This is a genomic window from Mesobacillus jeotgali (assembly GCF_031759225.1).
Lineage (GTDB): Bacteria > Bacillota > Bacilli > Bacillales > Cytobacillaceae > Mesobacillus > Mesobacillus jeotgali_B.
Genome location: NZ_CP134494.1, coordinates 1,144,703 through 1,161,874 on the forward strand (window position 1 = coordinate 1,144,703; position 17,172 = coordinate 1,161,874).

General features: G+C 43.3%; 18 protein-coding genes. 9 read left to right on the forward strand and 9 right to left on the reverse strand.

Annotated features, from left to right (window positions below; all coding sequences use genetic code 11):
• Positions 1–183: 183 nt before the first annotated feature.
• Positions 184–507: an HPr family phosphocarrier protein gene (locus tag RH061_RS05685; RefSeq protein WP_311074548.1), complete on the reverse strand. Its 324-nt coding sequence runs from the start codon at positions 505–507 to the stop codon at positions 184–186.
• Between the two features lie 256 nt (positions 508–763).
• On the opposite strand from RH061_RS05685, the gene RH061_RS05690 reads away from it, so the two are divergent.
• From RH061_RS05690 to fumC, 7 genes are all read left to right on the forward strand, one after another.
• A complete protein-coding gene (locus RH061_RS05690) occupies positions 764–2,044 on the forward strand; it encodes an MFS transporter (protein ID WP_311074550.1) in 1,281 nt (426 codons plus the stop codon).
• A gap of 134 nt (positions 2,045–2,178) precedes the next feature.
• Entirely contained in the window at positions 2,179–2,730 is a 552-nt protein-coding gene (gene sigY, locus RH061_RS05695) for an RNA polymerase sigma factor SigY (RefSeq protein WP_311074552.1), read from the forward strand.
• Positions 2,696–3,043, forward strand: a complete 348-nt coding sequence (locus RH061_RS05700) for a YxlC family protein (RefSeq protein ID WP_311074553.1) — start codon at positions 2,696–2,698, stop codon at positions 3,041–3,043. The genes sigY and RH061_RS05700 overlap by 35 nt, the downstream gene beginning before the upstream one ends.
• Positions 3,040–3,240 carry a sigma-Y antisigma factor component gene (locus RH061_RS05705; protein ID WP_311074555.1) on the forward strand — a complete coding sequence of 67 codons (201 nt, stop codon included), beginning with the start codon at positions 3,040–3,042 and terminating at the stop codon, positions 3,238–3,240. The genes RH061_RS05700 and RH061_RS05705 overlap by 4 nt, the downstream gene beginning before the upstream one ends.
• Positions 3,241–3,674: 434 nt before the next feature.
• On the forward strand, positions 3,675–5,432 hold the full coding sequence (locus tag RH061_RS05710) for an ABC transporter ATP-binding protein (RefSeq protein ID WP_311076293.1): 1,758 nt from the start codon (positions 3,675–3,677) through the stop codon (positions 5,430–5,432).
• Positions 5,429–7,432 carry an ABC transporter ATP-binding protein gene (locus tag RH061_RS05715; protein WP_311074557.1) on the forward strand — a complete coding sequence of 668 codons (2,004 nt, stop codon included), beginning with the start codon at positions 5,429–5,431 and terminating at the stop codon, positions 7,430–7,432. Before RH061_RS05710 ends, RH061_RS05715 begins: the two co-directional genes overlap by 4 nt.
• Positions 7,433–7,873: 441 nt before the next feature.
• Positions 7,874–9,253, forward strand: coding sequence for a class II fumarate hydratase (fumC, locus tag RH061_RS05720; protein ID WP_311074558.1), 1,380 nt, complete (start codon positions 7,874–7,876; stop codon positions 9,251–9,253).
• 128 nt (positions 9,254–9,381) lie between these two features.
• On the opposite strand, the gene RH061_RS05725 is transcribed toward fumC, so the two are convergent.
• Complete coding sequence (locus tag RH061_RS05725; protein WP_023615428.1) at positions 9,382–9,585, reverse strand: alpha/beta-type small acid-soluble spore protein; 204 nt, start codon at positions 9,583–9,585, stop codon at positions 9,382–9,384.
• A 354-nt stretch (positions 9,586–9,939) separates the two neighbouring features.
• On the opposite strand from RH061_RS05725, the gene RH061_RS05730 reads away from it, so the two are divergent.
• The gene (locus RH061_RS05730) at positions 9,940–10,182 is read left to right on the forward strand and encodes a hypothetical protein (RefSeq protein ID WP_311074561.1); all 243 of its coding nucleotides are present in this window, start codon (positions 9,940–9,942) and stop codon (positions 10,180–10,182) included.
• Positions 10,183–10,248: 66 nt separating this feature from the next.
• Here the strand turns inward: RH061_RS05730 and RH061_RS05735 are convergent, their stop codons facing one another.
• Together RH061_RS05735 and RH061_RS05740 are read right to left on the reverse strand one after the other, a co-directional pair.
• Complete coding sequence (locus RH061_RS05735) at positions 10,249–11,349, reverse strand: ABC transporter ATP-binding protein (RefSeq protein WP_311074563.1); 1,101 nt, start codon at positions 11,347–11,349, stop codon at positions 10,249–10,251.
• A gap of 134 nt (positions 11,350–11,483) precedes the next feature.
• Complete coding sequence (locus RH061_RS05740; protein ID WP_311074564.1) at positions 11,484–12,383, reverse strand: PucR family transcriptional regulator; 900 nt, start codon at positions 12,381–12,383, stop codon at positions 11,484–11,486.
• Between the two features lie 166 nt (positions 12,384–12,549).
• Between RH061_RS05740 and RH061_RS05745 the strand changes: the two genes are divergently transcribed.
• Positions 12,550–12,810: a metal-sensitive transcriptional regulator gene (locus tag RH061_RS05745; protein ID WP_041966706.1), complete on the forward strand. Its 261-nt coding sequence runs from the start codon at positions 12,550–12,552 to the stop codon at positions 12,808–12,810.
• A gap of 77 nt (positions 12,811–12,887) precedes the next feature.
• On the opposite strand, the gene RH061_RS05750 is transcribed toward RH061_RS05745, so the two are convergent.
• The 5 genes from RH061_RS05750 to RH061_RS05770 all read right to left on the reverse strand — a co-directional run bounded on the left by RH061_RS05750 (position 12,888) and on the right by RH061_RS05770 (position 17,156).
• Positions 12,888–13,073, reverse strand: a complete 186-nt coding sequence (locus RH061_RS05750) for a hypothetical protein (protein ID WP_311074565.1) — start codon at positions 13,071–13,073, stop codon at positions 12,888–12,890.
• A gap of 60 nt (positions 13,074–13,133) precedes the next feature.
• A complete protein-coding gene (locus RH061_RS05755; RefSeq protein ID WP_311074566.1) occupies positions 13,134–13,346 on the reverse strand; it encodes a YheE family protein in 213 nt (70 codons plus the stop codon).
• Between the two features lie 179 nt (positions 13,347–13,525).
• Positions 13,526–14,710: a YheC/YheD family endospore coat-associated protein gene (locus tag RH061_RS05760; RefSeq protein WP_311074567.1), complete on the reverse strand. Its 1,185-nt coding sequence runs from the start codon at positions 14,708–14,710 to the stop codon at positions 13,526–13,528.
• A complete protein-coding gene (locus RH061_RS05765) occupies positions 14,707–16,074 on the reverse strand; it encodes a YheC/YheD family endospore coat-associated protein (protein WP_311074568.1) in 1,368 nt (455 codons plus the stop codon). The genes RH061_RS05760 and RH061_RS05765 overlap by 4 nt, the downstream gene beginning before the upstream one ends.
• Entirely contained in the window at positions 16,071–17,156 is a 1,086-nt protein-coding gene (locus RH061_RS05770) for a YheC/YheD family endospore coat-associated protein (protein WP_311074569.1), read from the reverse strand. The genes RH061_RS05765 and RH061_RS05770 overlap by 4 nt, the downstream gene beginning before the upstream one ends.
• Between the last annotated feature and the right edge of the window lie 16 nt (positions 17,157–17,172).

Genomic DNA, 17,172 nt, shown 5'->3' on the forward strand with positions numbered 1-17,172 from the left:
CAAAACTTATGAAAAGAGCTTAAGTTAAGACCTTAAAAAAAGACCTGCATGGGGCAGGTCTTTACAAACATCCAATTATATTAAACTTAAAAGGAAACCGATCACGACGACAGCGCCGATGATCATTAGAATGGTTCTTACCACGAAACTTCACCTCAGTTATTGGTTTATCTATTACTGTGACTATATCTGGAATGATTCAGAAGACTCGATCAGGCGCTTGCGTTTTACTCGGAGCACAGAAGCCTCATTTGTAAGCAGCTTGGTAAGCTGATTTAATTTCGGTTCTACATCTGTGCCTTCCATAATAATTTTTAAAGTTGTATTTGGTTCTACCGTCAGCAAGAATGAAACAAGTTTGGACAATGAGGTTGCCTCAACAGCCTTTTGGCGGCTATATAGGTAAGTGGCACCGTCCAATTTCTTTGCTGCCTGATAAATTTCAAGCATTTTTTTCATTGTGAATCTTTTCTGGACCATAACATTTGATGACATAATTTCCTTCATTTATATAAACTCCTTTAATGAATCATTTTATTAGGTTAGTAGAATATTACCCCGTTAAGTTGGTCCGAAAACCTTTTGAGGTGAAAATGGGCGAAGTTGGCAGGTGCAGCTTAAAAGGAGCCTGATGCTAGGATGGTTCTCCAGGACATTGGCGCTCAGTCTCAGGGAGGAGAAAGAAACGGTCAGGAGAAAGTGTTTGAGGACCTGAACATTACGCTAAAATGAAGCTATTAAAAGAGATGCGAGGAGTAATCTTATGAAAAAATTTGCGGAGATTTTCAGGAACATGAGTTTCACCAAGTTATTTTTAGCTAACTTCACTTCTCAAATGGGGAGTACCATTGGGTTGACTGCCTTCATGTTTTTCTTGCTTGACCGTTTCAGCTCCCAGCCAGCTTATGCGACTATAACCGAGCTCATGTATTCCCTGCCAATGCTGGCGGTCTTTTTCTTGATCGGAGTGCTCGCTGACAGGATGGACCGGCAAAAAATAGCGGTTTACTGTGATTGGATCAGTGCGGCTTTATCTTTGGCATTAATTGCTGCTATCTATATTGGCTGGATGCCTCTTGTCTTTGCTGCCCTGTTTTTGAGAAGTGCGGTTCAAAAATTCTTTTTCCCGGCTGAACATGGGATGGTTCAGGGAATATTGAAGAAAGAAGACTACACAACAGCTGCTGGTCTGAATCAGCTTGTCATGAGCCTGTTCATGCTGTTCGGCAATGGTCTCGGAGTTCTCGCTTACTGGTCGATCGGCATCTATGGCGCCATCTTAGTTGACACCTTGTCCTTCATCATCAGTGCGCTGCTCATCCAGAAGACGGTTGTTCCGCATGAAGCCCGACTTCCAAACGGCACTCATTCGCTGAAGGATTTGAACCTCAAATTGGTTTTAAGGGATTTTAAACACGGTTTTATGTATGTGATGAGCAGCAAATTGCTGTTCGCACTGATCGTTGGGTTTTTCATCTTCGGAATCGTCAATGGCGGCTTTTCGGTAATGCCAATCTTCATTCTGAAATATAAGCTTGCGCCGGAAACGTATGAGGAATACTCAATTGTTGTCGGTTTAGTATTTGGAATCGGCGTACTGATTGGAAGTTTCATTGCATCCTTGCTTTCTCAAAAAATCAAGCTCTATCACCTGATTTCTATAGGTCTGCTGATTTCAGGGAGTTTCACGGCACTTGCATCACTGCCAAACAATATTTACCTGTTCTTAGGTCTACTGTTTATCTCTGCTCTGGCTCTGCCGCTTATAAATATCGGGATCGGCGGCTGGCTTCCAAGCATCATTGATCCAAAAATGATGGGCAGGGTACAGGGATTGATCAGCCCGCTCAACATGTTCTCACATTCTCTGACACTTGCTTTCATTGCCTACAGCTTCCCGTCCATTCTTACCATTGAAATGTTATATTGGATTGTCGGCGGCTGCCTTGCCATCGTAGGAGTGTTTTACATGATGGTATTACCGAGGCTTGCAGAGGCGAATGAGACTGCTGTTAATGAGGCAACAGTCGAGCAGGGGATATAGAAAAGTCCTTTCGGGGGCTTTTTTGATGTATTTTAAAAAAACTTTGAACGAATCTTTACTTTGTACGTCTTAATAATAAATAATCAATTAGTAGATAATTTTTTGGGGTGGCGGGGAAAGAGAGGCATGCTTTGATGGATGAGAAAGACTTAATCAATAGCGCTAAAAAAGGCGACCACCGATCGTTTGCTGTGCTGTTCAGGAATCATTATCCCCTGCTGGTAAAATACCTGATGAAAATAACGATGAATCCTGATGTCGCAGAGGAAATTGCGCAAGCAACGATGGCTAAATGTGTGGAGAAAATTCATTTATTCAATGGTAAATCCAAATTCTCTTCATGGCTGATCAGCATAGCAACGAATATGTTTATTGATCAGCAGCGAAAAAAGAAGCGCGAGCGGGAATGGAACGAAGGAGAAGCAGCGTCACGGAAGTTACAGTGGCATATGGAATCGAAAAATGAGGAATGGACAGATGCACTGGCTGCATTATCCAGGCTGACAGAAGAAATGCGTATCCCGTTAATCCTTAAGCATTATTATGGCTATTCGTATGATGAGATTGGTGAAATCCTGAATATCGCAGCTGGTACTGCAAAGTCTAGAGTCCATCATGGACTTTTAGCTGTTAGAAGGGAGCTGAAAGTAGATGAAAAACCAAAAGGGAATCTCGCCAGAACATGAAAATATGGATAAGGAATTTTTCGATACCATCAGCGCCATCAATAATGGGTTGGACAAACTGGACTCCATCGATCCTTATGTCCCAGATGATAAATGGTTTGAGCATATGGTGTTGGAACAAAAGGAAATACAAAAAAAGAAGTATCGCCGGGAATTAGCGTGGTTCATATTAAGCGCTTTGCTGATTTTAAGCGGGGTGATCTTCACCATGCTGGAACTGCCGACAGTGTTCTACATGCTCCAGGCCGTGACGCTCGTAATTACAGCGATCTATAGTTATAAAGGTGTGCAAAAGCAGGTGGACAGCAGATGAACGAGGAACTGTCACCTGTCATGCTGGCCGTGGTTGTTGTGATCCTGTTGGTGCAGAGCATTTTTCTTTTTACAAATGCCCGGAAGCATGGCCATAATTATTGGCTTTGGGGAATCATCGGGCTGATCCAGGCACCAATGCCTTTGCTCTTTTATCTGCTATTTGTACGAAAAATTTGGCGGCGAAAATCTTTGTAAAAGAAAAATGATGAAAAATAGTGAAAAGTTAGAATTGACATTTTGACTGGTAAGGTGATAACCTTACAAAGGAATGGAAAAAATAACTAAAAGGAGGGTTATCGATATGAACATTGTAGCAATTGTAAAATACGTACAACTTAATAAACGTAACCCATCCTTCTGCTATAATTGATTTTTTAATCAAGTTGCTCTGTGACTGCAAAGGCATGGGTTGCGCATCTGCGTGACGTATGCCTTTTTCTGTCTTTATCGATTGATTCAGGACATATCGCATGCCGCGGTATGTCCTTTTTCATGTTCAGACAATTTCCATTCCAAAATATATCGAGGAGGAAACAATATGTGCAAATCAAATGAAAAGAAACTCGCAAAAAAGGAATATCTAGAAAGCGGCTAGTCGGATTTTTTATAACAGAAAGGAGTGATTGATGATGTTATCGGTCTTATCAAAGTTGAGCTGGTTTTTTAAAGAAAACTGGAAGAGATATAGTGTCGCGATTTCCTTGCTGATTTTTGTCGGCATACTTGATGTGCTGCCGCCTAAAATCGTTGGGATGGCGATCGACGCAATCCAGCTTGGTTCCATGAGCCAGGAATTAATCTTAAAGTATATAGGCGGCCTCATGCTGATTACGGTGGTCTCTTATTTCATCACTTATATTTGGATGTATCAGTTATTCGGCGGGGCGTTCCTGATTGAAAGGAAGCTCAGATCCCGGTTCATGACGCATTTGTTGAAAATGACACCAACGTTTTTTGAAAAGAACCGTACAGGTGACTTGATGGCAAGGGCCACGAATGATTTAAAGGCCATTTCCATCACCGCAGGTTTCGGGGTGCTGACGCTTGTGGACTCAAGCATCTTCATGCTGACAATCCTGTTCACGATGGGGTTTTTCATCAGCTGGGAGCTGACACTGGTTTCCATCATCCCGCTGCCAATCATGGCGTATCTAATTAATATATACGGCAAAAGGATCCACTCCAAATTCACTTCTGCCCAGGATGCGTTCGGTGAGCTGAATGATCGGGTGCTTGAATCGGTTTCAGGAGTCAGGGTCATCAGGGCTTATGTCCAGGAAAAAGCGGATGAAGCACGATTCCATGAGTTGACTGAAGATGTTTACCGAAAAAATGTGGAAGTCGCAAAAATTGATTCTTTATTTGAACCAACGATTAAAATCCTCGTTGGTATGAGCTATCTGATTGGATTAGGATACGGAGCCTTTCTTGTTTTTCAGCAAAAGCTGACGCTGGGGGAGCTTGTCAGCTTTAATGTGTATCTCGGAATGCTGATCTGGCCGATGTTCGCAATCGGCGAATTGATCAATGTCATGCAGCGAGGCAATGCGTCTCTTGACCGTCTGAATGAAACATTATCCTACAAGGAGGATGTTGCCGACCCAGCGAAACCGGTGGAAGGCAATGACCCGGAATATCTACAGATGTCCGAGTTCACGTTCAAATATCCTTCTTCCAATGTCAATAATCTTGAACAGATTAAACTGCATTTAAACCGCGGTGAGACGCTGGGAATAGTGGGCAAGACAGGCAGCGGGAAGACAACGCTGATTAAACAGCTGCTGAGGGAATATCCAGAAGGCGATGGGAACCTGCTAATATCAGGAGTTCCGATCCAGGAGCACAGCCTGAGACAGACGAGGGGCTGGATGGGCTATGTTCCGCAGGAAAACATCCTTTTCTCGCGTTCGGTCAAGGAAAACATCCTGTTCGGAAATCCAATGGCTTCCGAAGAGGATTTACAGGAGATCATTGACCTGGCTGCATTCCGCAAGGATCTTGAGATGCTGCCTGAAGGACTTGAAACGCTTGTCGGTGAAAAAGGTGTCGCACTATCAGGTGGCCAGAAGCAGCGTATTTCGATTGCAAGGGCTTTGATCAAGGATCCGGAAATCCTGATTCTTGATGACTCGCTATCGGCTGTCGATGCAAAAACGGAGAAGAAAATCATTGATAATATCCGCAGGGAGCGGAATGCAAAAACAACCATCATTACTACTCACAGAATGTCTGCGGTAGAGCATGCTGATCACATTGTCGTGCTTGAGGATGGGAAAATAATCGAGGAAGGCACGCATGGTCAATTGATGGCTGTTCAAGGTTGGTATTACGAGCAATATATCAAGCAGCAGGCAGCAGCAGTCGAAGAGGAGGTGCACTCCACATGAGTACAGGAAAAAGACTGTTCAAATACGCGTTAAATTACAAGAAAATAATCTTGATAGCCCTTGCGATGCTAACGGTCGCTGTTGTCGCTGACCTTGCAGGGCCGTTCATCGCCAAGCGGATGATTGATAATCACATTTTAGGAATCGAATCGGTTTGGCATAAAACACAAGCTGGAAAAGGTGCCGTTGAGTACAATGGCAGTTTTTACTCGAAAGAAAGCGAAGCAGCCAATGCAGATTCCGCACGGATTTTTCAGGTCGGCAGGAATTTTGTCTTTGTGGATGCTGAAGTCGAATTCGATGGAAGCAGGAGCTACGAGGATGGGGTGCTAACCATCAGCAAAGGATCACAAGCGGCGCAATATGAAGCTGAACTATTGTCTGGCGATGACTTGATGAGTTTTTACAAGCCGGAAATCCCGAATATTATTAAACTCTTGTCGTTTTATTTCGGCTTGCTCGTCGTTGCATCAATCTTCCAATATGGCCAGAGATATTATCTGCAAAAGTCAGCCAACAGGATCATCCAGAAGCTGAGGGAGGATGTCTTCAGGCAAATCCAGCGGCTGCCGATCCAGTATTTTGACAATCTGCCGGCAGGGAAGGTCGTTGCCCGGATCACGAATGATACAGAGGCGATCCGTGAATTATATGTCACCGTCCTTTCAACATTCTTTACAAGCTTCATCTATATAACCGGTATCTACATTGCCTTGTTCATCCTGAATGCGAAGCTTGCAGCGATCTGTTTGCTGCTCTTGCCAATCCTGTTTTTATGGGCAAAGCTATACCGTAAATACGCCTCAAAATATAATCATGTCATTCGCTCGCGGGTGAGTGACATTAACGGGATGATCAATGAGTCCATTCAGGGAATGAGCATCATCCAGGCCTTTAGCCGTGAAAAAGAAACACAGCAGGAATTCGAGACGCTGAACAAGGAGCATTTTACTTATCAAAATAAATTGCTAAGTTTGAACTCCTCCACCTCACATAATCTTGTAGGTGTATTAAGAAATATCGTCTTTGTGGCGTTCATCTGGTATTTTGGCGGTGAGGCCTTGCAGCCGTCATCTGCCATTTCACTCGGTATGCTTTATGCTTTCGTAGATTATATCAACCGTTTGTTCAATCCTGTCCAAGGGATCGTCAATCAACTGGCTAACCTGGAACAGGCACTGGTCGCCGGAGAGCGGGTATTCCATTTAATGGATGAGGAAGGAATCGATGTAAGTCAAAAGGAGATTCCCCGCTACAAAGGAAATGTCTTATTCGATCATGTGTCTTTCGGTTATAAAGAAGGCGAATATGTGCTGAAAGATCTTTGTTTTGAAGCGAAGCAGGGAGAAACGGTAGCACTCGTTGGCCATACTGGATCTGGCAAAAGCTCGATCATGAACCTGCTGTTCAGGTTCTATGACCCACAGGAGGGGAAGATCCTGATTGACGGCATGGATATAGCTGAAATGCCAAGGCAGACATTGCGAAGTCATATGGGAATTGTCCTCCAGGATCCTTTCCTGTTCACTGGGACTATAGCCTCTAACGTCAGTCTTGATCATCCTGGCATCACCAGGGAAACTGTTGAGAAAGCGCTGGCAAGCGTCGGAGCAGATCGTGTGCTGAAAAATCTTGAAAAAGGGTACGATGAGCCAGTGATTGAAAAAGGCAGTACGCTATCAAGCGGGCAGAGGCAGTTGATTTCTTTTGCCAGAGCATTGGCCTTCAATCCCGCCATCCTGATTCTGGATGAAGCGACATCGAGCATTGATACAGAAACCGAAGCGATCATCCAGGAAGCCATGGATGTCCTTAAAGAAGGCAGGACGACCTTCATCATCGCCCACAGGCTGTCGACCATACGCAATGCCGATCAGATACTTGTGATGGATCGCGGACGGATCGTGGAAAAAGGAAACCATGACGAGTTGATGGAGCTAAAAGGGAAATACTTTCAAATGTATCAGCTGCAGCTTGGCAACAACGTTAAGGCAGGTTAACGGAATCCGCACTCACGCTTGGTGGGTGCGGTTTTTTTTTAACCTGTTTCAACTCAGGTCCTCTATGAGATATATCACCATGAATATCGTTTTTGTCACAGAATGTTACGAAACCCTTCCGTTGCCTTTAGGCTTCCTGTGGTAATTTAGTAATAAACATATATAAATCAGGAGGTTGTAAAGATGGCGGAGTTCGCAGTAACATTAAGCATCGCAAGCATCATGATCCTGGGCTATTATATAGGCTATGCAATTTATAAGGCATAATCTGGAGCGGAAATAGACATAATGAAAAGCGGAAGCGGCAATCATGGCTGCTTCCGCTTTTTTCGTCGTTCCAAATGCACTTTTCTGTAATTTCTCTTTTAAAACAGGTATCCTAGAGGCGAAAATGTTTTAAATGTTTTGATAAGTTAATAATTAGATTGAGGAGGGATCGTGTTGTCAGAATATCGGGTTGAAAGAGATACGATAGGTGAAATCAAAGTGCCAGCAGATAAATACTGGGGTGCGCAAACACAGCGGAGCAAGCAGAATTTTAAAATTGGTACTGAAAAAATGCCGATTGAGGTGATTTATGCATTTGCAGAAGTCAAGAAAGCTGCAGCCAATGTGAATGCTGCTTCCGGAAAGCTGTCAGAAGCAAAAGCGAAGGCAATCGAGAAAGCCTGCGATGAAATCCTTTCAGGGGAATTCGATACACATTTTCCGTTAGTCGTATGGCAGACAGGAAGCGGTACTCAATCCAATATGAACGTGAACGAAGTGGCCGCAAGAAGGGCAACTGAACTGCTGGCAGATCAAGGTTCAGATGAAAAAGTCCATCCGAACGATGATGTGAACATGTCACAGAGCTCGAACGATACATTCCCGACAGCGATGCATATTGCCGCTGTAAAAAAAGTAACCGGGGAAGTATTGCCTGCACTGGAGCTGTTTAAAGAGACATTGAAGAAAAAGGAGCAAGAATTCAATGACATCCTTAAAATCGGCAGGACACATCTCCAGGATGCGACTCCATTAACCTTGGGACAGGAAATCAGCGGCTGGAAAAACATGCTTGAGAAAAATGAACAGATGATTAAGGATGGACTGAAATACGTACGGGACCTGGCGATCGGCGGAACTGCTGTAGGTACAGGAATTAATGCCGCGAAAGATTTTGGGGACCAGGTAGCGAAGCAGCTTACCGCACAAACAGGCGAGACATTCCATTCTGCTCCAAATAAGTTCCATGCGCTGACTTCACATGATGAAATCGTGTTCCTTCATGGAGCGTTCAAAGGACTTGCAGCTGACTTGATGAAAATAGCCAATGATGTACGCTGGCTCGCAAGCGGTCCAAGAAGCGGGATTGGGGAACTCTCCATACCGGCAAATGAACCAGGAAGCTCAATCATGCCCGGCAAGGTCAATCCAACGCAAAGTGAGGCACTGACAATGGTGGCAACCCAAGTGTTCGGAAATGACGCTACAATCGGATTTGCGGCAAGTCAGGGGAATTTTGAACTGAATGTTTTTAAACCGGTGATCATTTATAACTTCCTGCAGAGCGCAAGGCTATTGGCAGATGGAATGAGATCTTTCAACGATAACTGCGCAGAAGGTATTGAAGCCAACCTTGACGTGATCGCCGGCCATGTTGAGCGATCTTTAATGCTGGTAACAGCCCTGAATCCACACATTGGATATGAAAAAGCAGCAGAAATTGCCAAGCTCGCTTTCGAAGAAAACAGTACCTTGAAAGAAGCAGCAATCAAAACAGGCTATTTAACATCAGAGCAGTATGACGAATGGGTGAAGCCAGAAAAGATGATCTAACTGGTTCATGGACCACATTGACTTATTTCAAAAATAAATCTGTACAGTGTTAAAATCTGAAGACAAATTAAAAGGCCCCCTGGTGTAAGGGGGCCTAAGCCAGTCTATTTAATTATTGTTTATTGCAATTAGCGTGCAGAACCGCCAAGTTGTTGCTCAGCCATTTGAACTAGGCGCTTAGTGATTTCTCCACCAACTGAACCGTTAGCACGAGAAGTAGTTTCTCCACCAAGTTGTACTCCAAATTCTGTAGCGATTTCGTACTTCATTTGATCAAGAGCTTGTTGAACACCAGGAACTAATAATTGATTAGAGTTGTTACTGCTAGCCATTAATATTTCCTCCTTTGTGTTTTTCAAAGTTGTATTTGGGTCAGTATTGGAATCGAACCAATCATGGCTTTTGCCACGCCGCCTGGTTTAACCCGCGTTAAGGAATTTGGCTGGGCTAGCCGGATTTGCACCGGCGCGCGTAATAGCTGCCTTCTAAGGCTTAACCCAATGACTTTAGTGCGTTGTTGTTGCTGCGTTGTTTTCTGTTGCTGTTTTATTAATAACTAGTATGTTTTGTTTTAAAAAGTTTATGCGCCCTTGGATTAAGGTAATTAATTCCAAAAGTGTAATGCTACATAACCATTTCTGATCAACGCAAACTATACGAACAGAAAAGCAGAAAGGATGATGATAATGGGGATGTGCCCGGTTTGCAATGGCTTCAAGACCATCACTCCAAAGTGTCCAAACTGCAGCGGCAGCATGGAGAACAATGGACGGGAAGCAGATTTTTATGATGATTATAGTCCTTATATGCCAATCGACCAAATGAAACTGGAAGATGGATATCCGACAGATTTTAAAGAAGGGGAATGCCCGCACTTGTTCAAATGTCCAAATTGCGGTTCAAATCAGGTATTTTTAATTAAAGAATGAAGCTTCGTGTCATGGATCTAAAAAAAAGCAACCGCAAGAGGCGGTTGCTTTTTTGAATGTCCAGAATTAAGGACGGATTCTCACTTCAGTTTCTGCATCAAAGAAGTGGACTTTATTCATATCGAAAGCCAATTCAATTACTTGCCCTGGTGCTACATCTGTGCGTGAATCTACACGTGCAACGAAGTCCTGGCCCTCGAATTGAGAGTAGATCATAGTTTCTGCACCAGTTAATTCAGAAACTTCAACATTTGCCTTAATTGTAGCTCCTTGAGAAGCATCGATGAATACTGGCTCGTCGTGAAGATCTTCTGGTCTTACGCCCAGGATGATTTCCTTGCCTACATAACCTTGAGCACGAAGGACTTTCATCTTTCCTTCCGGAATCGCGATTGAAGAATTATTGATTGTGAATTTGCCTTCTTCAAGCTTTCCAGAGAAGAAGTTCATTGAAGGAGATCCGATGAAACCGCCAACGAAGACGTTTTCAGGGTTTTCGTAAACTTCTTTAGGAGCTCCAACCTGCTGGATGATTCCATCCTTCATGACGACAAGGCGTGTTGCCATTGTCATTGCTTCAGTCTGGTCATGTGTTACATAAATAGTTGTCGTATCCAGGCGGCGGTGAAGCTTTGCGATTTCAGCACGCATCTGTACACGAAGCTTTGCATCAAGGTTTGATAAAGGTTCGTCCATCAAGAATACTTTTGCATCACGGACGATTGCACGTCCCAAAGCAACACGCTGGCGCTGTCCGCCGGAAAGTGCTTTTGGCTTACGATCCAAGTAAGGCTCAAGACCAAGGATTTTTGCTGCTTCTTTAACGCGGCGGTCAATTTCGTCCTTTGCGAACTTGCGAAGCTTCAATCCGAATGCCATGTTATCGTAAACTGTCATATGCGGATAAAGTGCGTAGTTCTGGAATACCATTGCGATGTCACGATCCTTAGGAGGAACGTCATTCACGCGCTTTCCATCAATATAGAAATCGCCTTTTGAGATTTCCTCAAGACCAGCGATCATACGAAGAGTCGTAGATTTACCGCAGCCTGATGGGCCAACGAATACGATGAATTCTTTGTCCTGGATGTGAAGGTTGAAATCTTCAACTGCAGTTACTTTGTTATCATAAATTTTATAAATGTGATCTAATTTTAACTCGGCCATTTTTTTAAGCCTCCCTGATTGTTTGTCTACAAAAACAGTTTAGCTGATGTGCTCCAGAATAATCATCGGCAGGATGCACAAAAAAATGTAAGCCCTTTTATGCAATTTGTTTATTGAGTTATTTTTCTGGTGTATCAACGAATTTCCTCATAAAGACTTGCCAGGTAGACGACAACAGCTGCGTCAAGATCTTTTAGGTTAACTCCTGTCTTTTCCATGAACTTGTCCAATCTGTATTGAAGAGTATTTCGGTGAACATAGAGTTTTTTTGCCGAAAGCGATGCGTTTGAATTGTTTTCCAGAAATACTTTGATTGTTGTCATCAACTCTTGGTCCTCACCAAATGCACCAAGTATGGAAGCCTCCATGATTTCCTTAAGGTGTTCAGGCAAGTTTGTCGCCAATAGCATTGGAAAAGCTTTTTCAAATGTATAGACAACGTCCCGGGTCGAATGGCGGTTGAGTTCGTCGAAAACCAGCCTTTCCCGGCTGAAAAAGTGAGGGAGGTGGGCAGAAACTTTCTGGAATTTGCCAATATAGAAGGAGATTTTGATATAAAAATCACTCTCCAAAGTAGAGGCAATGGAAAAAAGTTCTTCTGCATTTTCTGATACTTCCTTTTTTTCTTCTATAATGATGCCGTAAGAATCCGTAAGCCAGATGATGATGTGTTCAGGGAAAAATCCATTCAAAGCTTCATGGATTTCCGCATAGTCCACCTCGTTTGCCTGCAGATGGAACTGTATGAAACGGACTTCATCGCTGTCCGTGGACGGAATTGCACCTTCTTGGAACAGAAATTTGTTCCAGGAAAGCGCGGCTCCTCTTAACTGGGTATAATCTTCATTTTCGACAAAATGAAACAGGTTCTTCAGCAAATCCAGTTGGCTATCGGAAATTTTGTTTTTGGGGATGCCAATCCATAAAGGCTTGTTATCACTATTTTTTAACCAATGATAATCTGGTGATGGAGCGTCAGGGAAATTTTCATAGGTGACAGAATCAGCGAAATAAGATAATATTTTATTAATCATATAAGTATCCTCAGATTTAATTTGATAAAAGCTGACATATCTTTTATTATAACAGTTGTAGCTTGCAAATGTTAATTCATCCCTAGAGCTATCATTGGTAGAAAAAAGGAAAAAATGTTGGTATAATAGATACAATACGGGGTACCGTAAGAGAGAGGTGTAGGAAATGGAATACACAACAGAAATGAAAAATCGCCTAAAGCGATTGGAAGGCCAAGTACGCGGAGTCATCCGTATGATGGAAGAAGAAAATCACTGCAAGGACGTTGTCACACAATTATCAGCTGTCCGATCCGCAGTTGACCGCGCAATTGGTTTCATCGTTGCCAAGAACCTTGAATCTTGCATTACTGAAGCAGCTCAGGAAGGCAAAGATGCCGACGAAGCGATAAAAGAAGCAGTGAATATGATTGTAAAAAGCAGATAAGACACCAGCATCCTCTTTTGGATGTGGTGTCTTTTTTTAGGCTTTTTAACATATAAAAGCAACCTTTTTTCCACTTTTCATTCGTTAGGCGGGTCTTCTGGGTAAAAGTCATGGCTTTCGCCTATATTGGGTGAACTGTCCAAGCGATGCACCGTACCGCCGGCCATGCCCTCATTGATCATCCGGTCAACATCGACATAAACCTTGTCCCGTCCTTCATTTTGCAGATCATCAGCGAATTTCTTGTTCCGTATTTTCTTCATGGTATCCTCCTCTAACCTTTTTATGGTTAGAGTTCCGGAAAAGGAGAAAAATCATACACGTCACTTATCATATACATGGAAGAGCATAAGCTCGTGAATTTGCTCTTTTAACTGATCTACATCCTCGTCTGATGGCTTTTCGGAAGTCCACTGAATATCTCCATTTTGATGATAGATGCCTGTATACTTCTGCTTCTTGTAATAAAATGAAAAATGCCAGCCAGGCATATCTTTATTTTCAAATAATGATTTGAATTGGAAATGAGTAATCAAGCCGATATCCCCCTGTGAAAAAAGTCTTTTTCATTATTATATCGTATTAAATCGATATAATGGAAAGATGCGCTGCCATTACTCGAGAGAAAAAGTTTTTTAGACCAAAAATAAAAAAAGCCGCCAAGGGTGCGGCCCATCATGTTCTGATATTTTGAATCTGGTTTATGGAGACCATATTAGAACCCTGTTTTCCTGAAAAATAGATCCACTAGAGCAGTTATCCTCTTTTCCTCAATCAGTGGCTCGTCAAAGCTCATAGGTTTTGAATTGACTTCATAAATGACATAATTGCCTTTTTGGGTGACCCCGGCATCAAGGGAGAATTCTCCGAAGTAACCTAACTCTTCAGTAAGCAGCTGTCCGATTTCTTTTACCGCCCAATCGAAGAATTGATCATGCCTGTCATTCTTTACCTGTACATAAGGGAGCATGATGCCTCCATTCGGCAAGTGGGTGGTCAAATCCTGCTTCTGGGATTGACGGATGCCGATTCCTGTCACTTCATACCCATCCGGTCCATCATGGGCATGGACACGGAAATCAAATCGTTTCCCGTCGATGGCAGTAGGCATGACTTCTTTCTGGGCAATGTACTCGTATTTTAACAGCTGCCTGGACTTGATTTTCCAAAATTCCTTCATGCCAGGATACAAATGCCGGTGGGAGTGGCTCTCGAACTCAATCATTCCTTCCTTTTGCCGCAGGCGAAAAATCCCGATGCCCTTGGAAGCCGAAGCAGGCTTCAAATAGATGCCCTCATGCTTTTCTAGGAATGAAGCCAGCTTGATCATCGATTTCACTTCAATGCTTTCAGGCATCAGCTTTCTTAATTGTGGATGTCTCGAAAATAGGGAGTAAAGTTCATTTTTATTAATAAAGCCAGGGTTGAAAAATGGAATCCCAAGTGCTGACAGATATCCTGCGGCATCCTTGAAAGCAGGTTGCTGCTCAGCTTTCCGAAAGGGTACGCGATTATAAACAAGATGGGGAAGTGGCGTTTTTACTGGAATCCATTTTTGTTCAGCAGGTAAAAATGCAACTCCTGTAAGTCCCTCCTTAACGATGGTTTCAGGTGGAAAGACGACAATCAGTCCATTCCTTTTCAGTATCTCGGCTTGAAGCGCCTGGAACAATGAACCATTGCCAGATAAGGACATATTTTTGCCCATTGAGGTCATTACCCCAATCAGCGGCCCAATATTTCCCCGCCTGTTTTTCAATAAGAACTGCTGGCTATTTTCAGGAAGTGTCCCAGATGAAGCAGCAGGGATGTTGATATGATTAAAGCCAAAGCTGATTGGTATGCCAGCTTTGGCTTCATGAGTCCACGCCTTCGATTCAGCATTATAGCGGAGGATCATTTGAAAATATCCTCAGGTGCCGTTATAGCCTTTTCCGCTAAAAATATGCCGAAGGATAAAGACAGTTTCCGGGTCAATAAATCGAAATTCTTTAGCTTTGGATGCTTGAAAATCGACCTTCCCGGTTTTGAATTGGCCTCAAAGAGCCATACTTTTCCTGTTTTATCGATTCCAAAGTCAAAACCAAGCTCGCCGATGATTCCTTCCATATTCTTTTCTAAAATGGAACTTAAAATCAGTGCGGCTTCAGAGAGTTTTTTCTCATAGAGTTCTCGCTCGGTCCGGTCTTCAAATAACTCATCAAGTGATTTTACAATGCCGCCGTTGTTCACATGGGTGGTGACGCTGCCCTGGCCGGCAATTTTTGCGGCTATCGCGGCTACCTGCCAAACCCCGTATTCATCCTTATTTGTGTGGACCCTGAAATCAATGAGCCTTTTTTCAGATCGCAGCAGGCTGATTCCCTGCTGGACAATCATCTGGGAAAGATTCCGTTTGTGGAAAATTTTCTTCATCAACCTTTCCAGGCTTTCAAACTTCGTTAACTTATTGATGCCCTCCTGATCACGATAACGGCAATAATAATAGCCACTATACTTATCGAATAGGATTTGGTGGATTCCAAGTCCAAGACTTCCATTAGCAGGTTTTACATAGACATTTCCGTAATTTGAAAGCATCCTTTCTATCACTGAAAAAGAAGAAAATTGATGCGTTTCAGGCAAGTACTCTGATGCTCGATCATCCTGCTGCAGCCGTTCGAAGACATCCAGTTTGCTGAAAAAGCCTGGATTATACCATGGAATCAAGTAATCGGCCTGCATCCTGGATTTCAGGCTGCGGAGTTCTGACTTTCTTTCGGTGCGCCTGTTTGGAAGCCGGTCATAGACGACATTCGGGAAGGGAACCTTTATTTTCATCCATCCTCCATCGACAAAGAAATAACCTTCAATCAACCCTTGTTTCCAGTCGATATGTTCCTCGCCAAAGACGAAGGGCAGTGCGCCGACCGTTTTATTGACCGAAAGCAGCTTGGCAAAGAACATCGACCTCTCGCCAATCGGCCTTAATGGAAAAGGGGTGAAGCCAGACGTCAGGATCCCGATCAGGGGTCCGATAAACAATGTATTCTGGTCGATAAATAGGTGCAATGAGACCGATAAATCAGGCATCGAGAGCTCCGTCTGCACATCATTGCTCAGGACAACCACGTTTTTTCCTTTAGGATGAGGTGCGCATGTTACATCCACTACCTTGTTGCCAAAAGCGACTTTATTGATTTCTTTTGTAAGGACTAGATCAGCCGGAACAAAGACTAGTTGTTTGGAGTGGGAGATAACTTCTATCGGATATTTCTTTCTCATAAATGCTGTTCCTCTCTTTCTGGCAGAATTTTCGAAAGCACGCTGGCATATTCGATCGGTGCTTTATATAGCACTTCTTTCAAATCGGGATTAGTGGAAGTGATGACCTTTCTGCCGGGTTTTGAATTTGTATCAAGCACCCAGAGGGCATGATCCCTTGAAACACCAATATCTACTCCCAGCTCGAAAAGACGGGGAAATGAAGCTTCAAGGATGCCTGGCAGCTTCGAAAGAATTTCCTCTAATTCAAGTAATATGAATCTTCTGGTACGGATATCAAGGGTGTTCACGTACTCTTCAAATGGCAGTATTTCTCCGCCGGCACGTAAGTTCGATAGGATTCCATCCTTGATTCCACGTCGGATGCCCTTGCCGCGCGCGATCCAATTTTCCTCAGCATCCTTTTGCAGCAGCACTCTTATGTCAAAAGGACAATCTTGCGGATCTGACAGACTGAGGCATGGCTGCACCATATACTCTTTTTTTCTGAATAGATTATCAAGCCAATTCTCTGTCTCACTAGTTGAATGGAAGGTTTTAGTGGTCAGCCTGTCGCCAATGTCGGCTGAGATTTCAAATTCTCTGCCTGTTTTTTTAATTTTGTAAATCCCGGCCCCGCCAGATCCGAAAATCGGTTTCAATATTGCCTGGCCCATCTCATCCAGTTGGGCAATAACAACTTTGCCGCTGCCGGCAAGAATCGTTTTCGGAATATATGGTGAGAGGGGAGATGTCGATAGAACCTGGTATATGTCCCATTTATTTGGCAAACCGTTCCCAAGGAAGGTAATATCCGTTTTGTTCTTGAGCCATTTCACAATCGCCAAGGACTGTTTCGATGCAGGATCATTTGTATAAAAACACCGGTCATAAATGATGCTTGGGAGCGGAAATTCAGCTTTTACCCAGCAATCTTTCTTCTGGTCGAACACCTCGCCTGTAACCATCTCAGTGATTGGATGGATTTTAGCTGGCGAAAACCTATAACAGGTGAATCTGTCTGCATTCGCCCGCCTGGCAATTTCGGTAAAATAGCTTATTTCACTTTTCATGGAAAGTGACATCATTCCAAATGAAATCATTTTGTATATCTCCTTT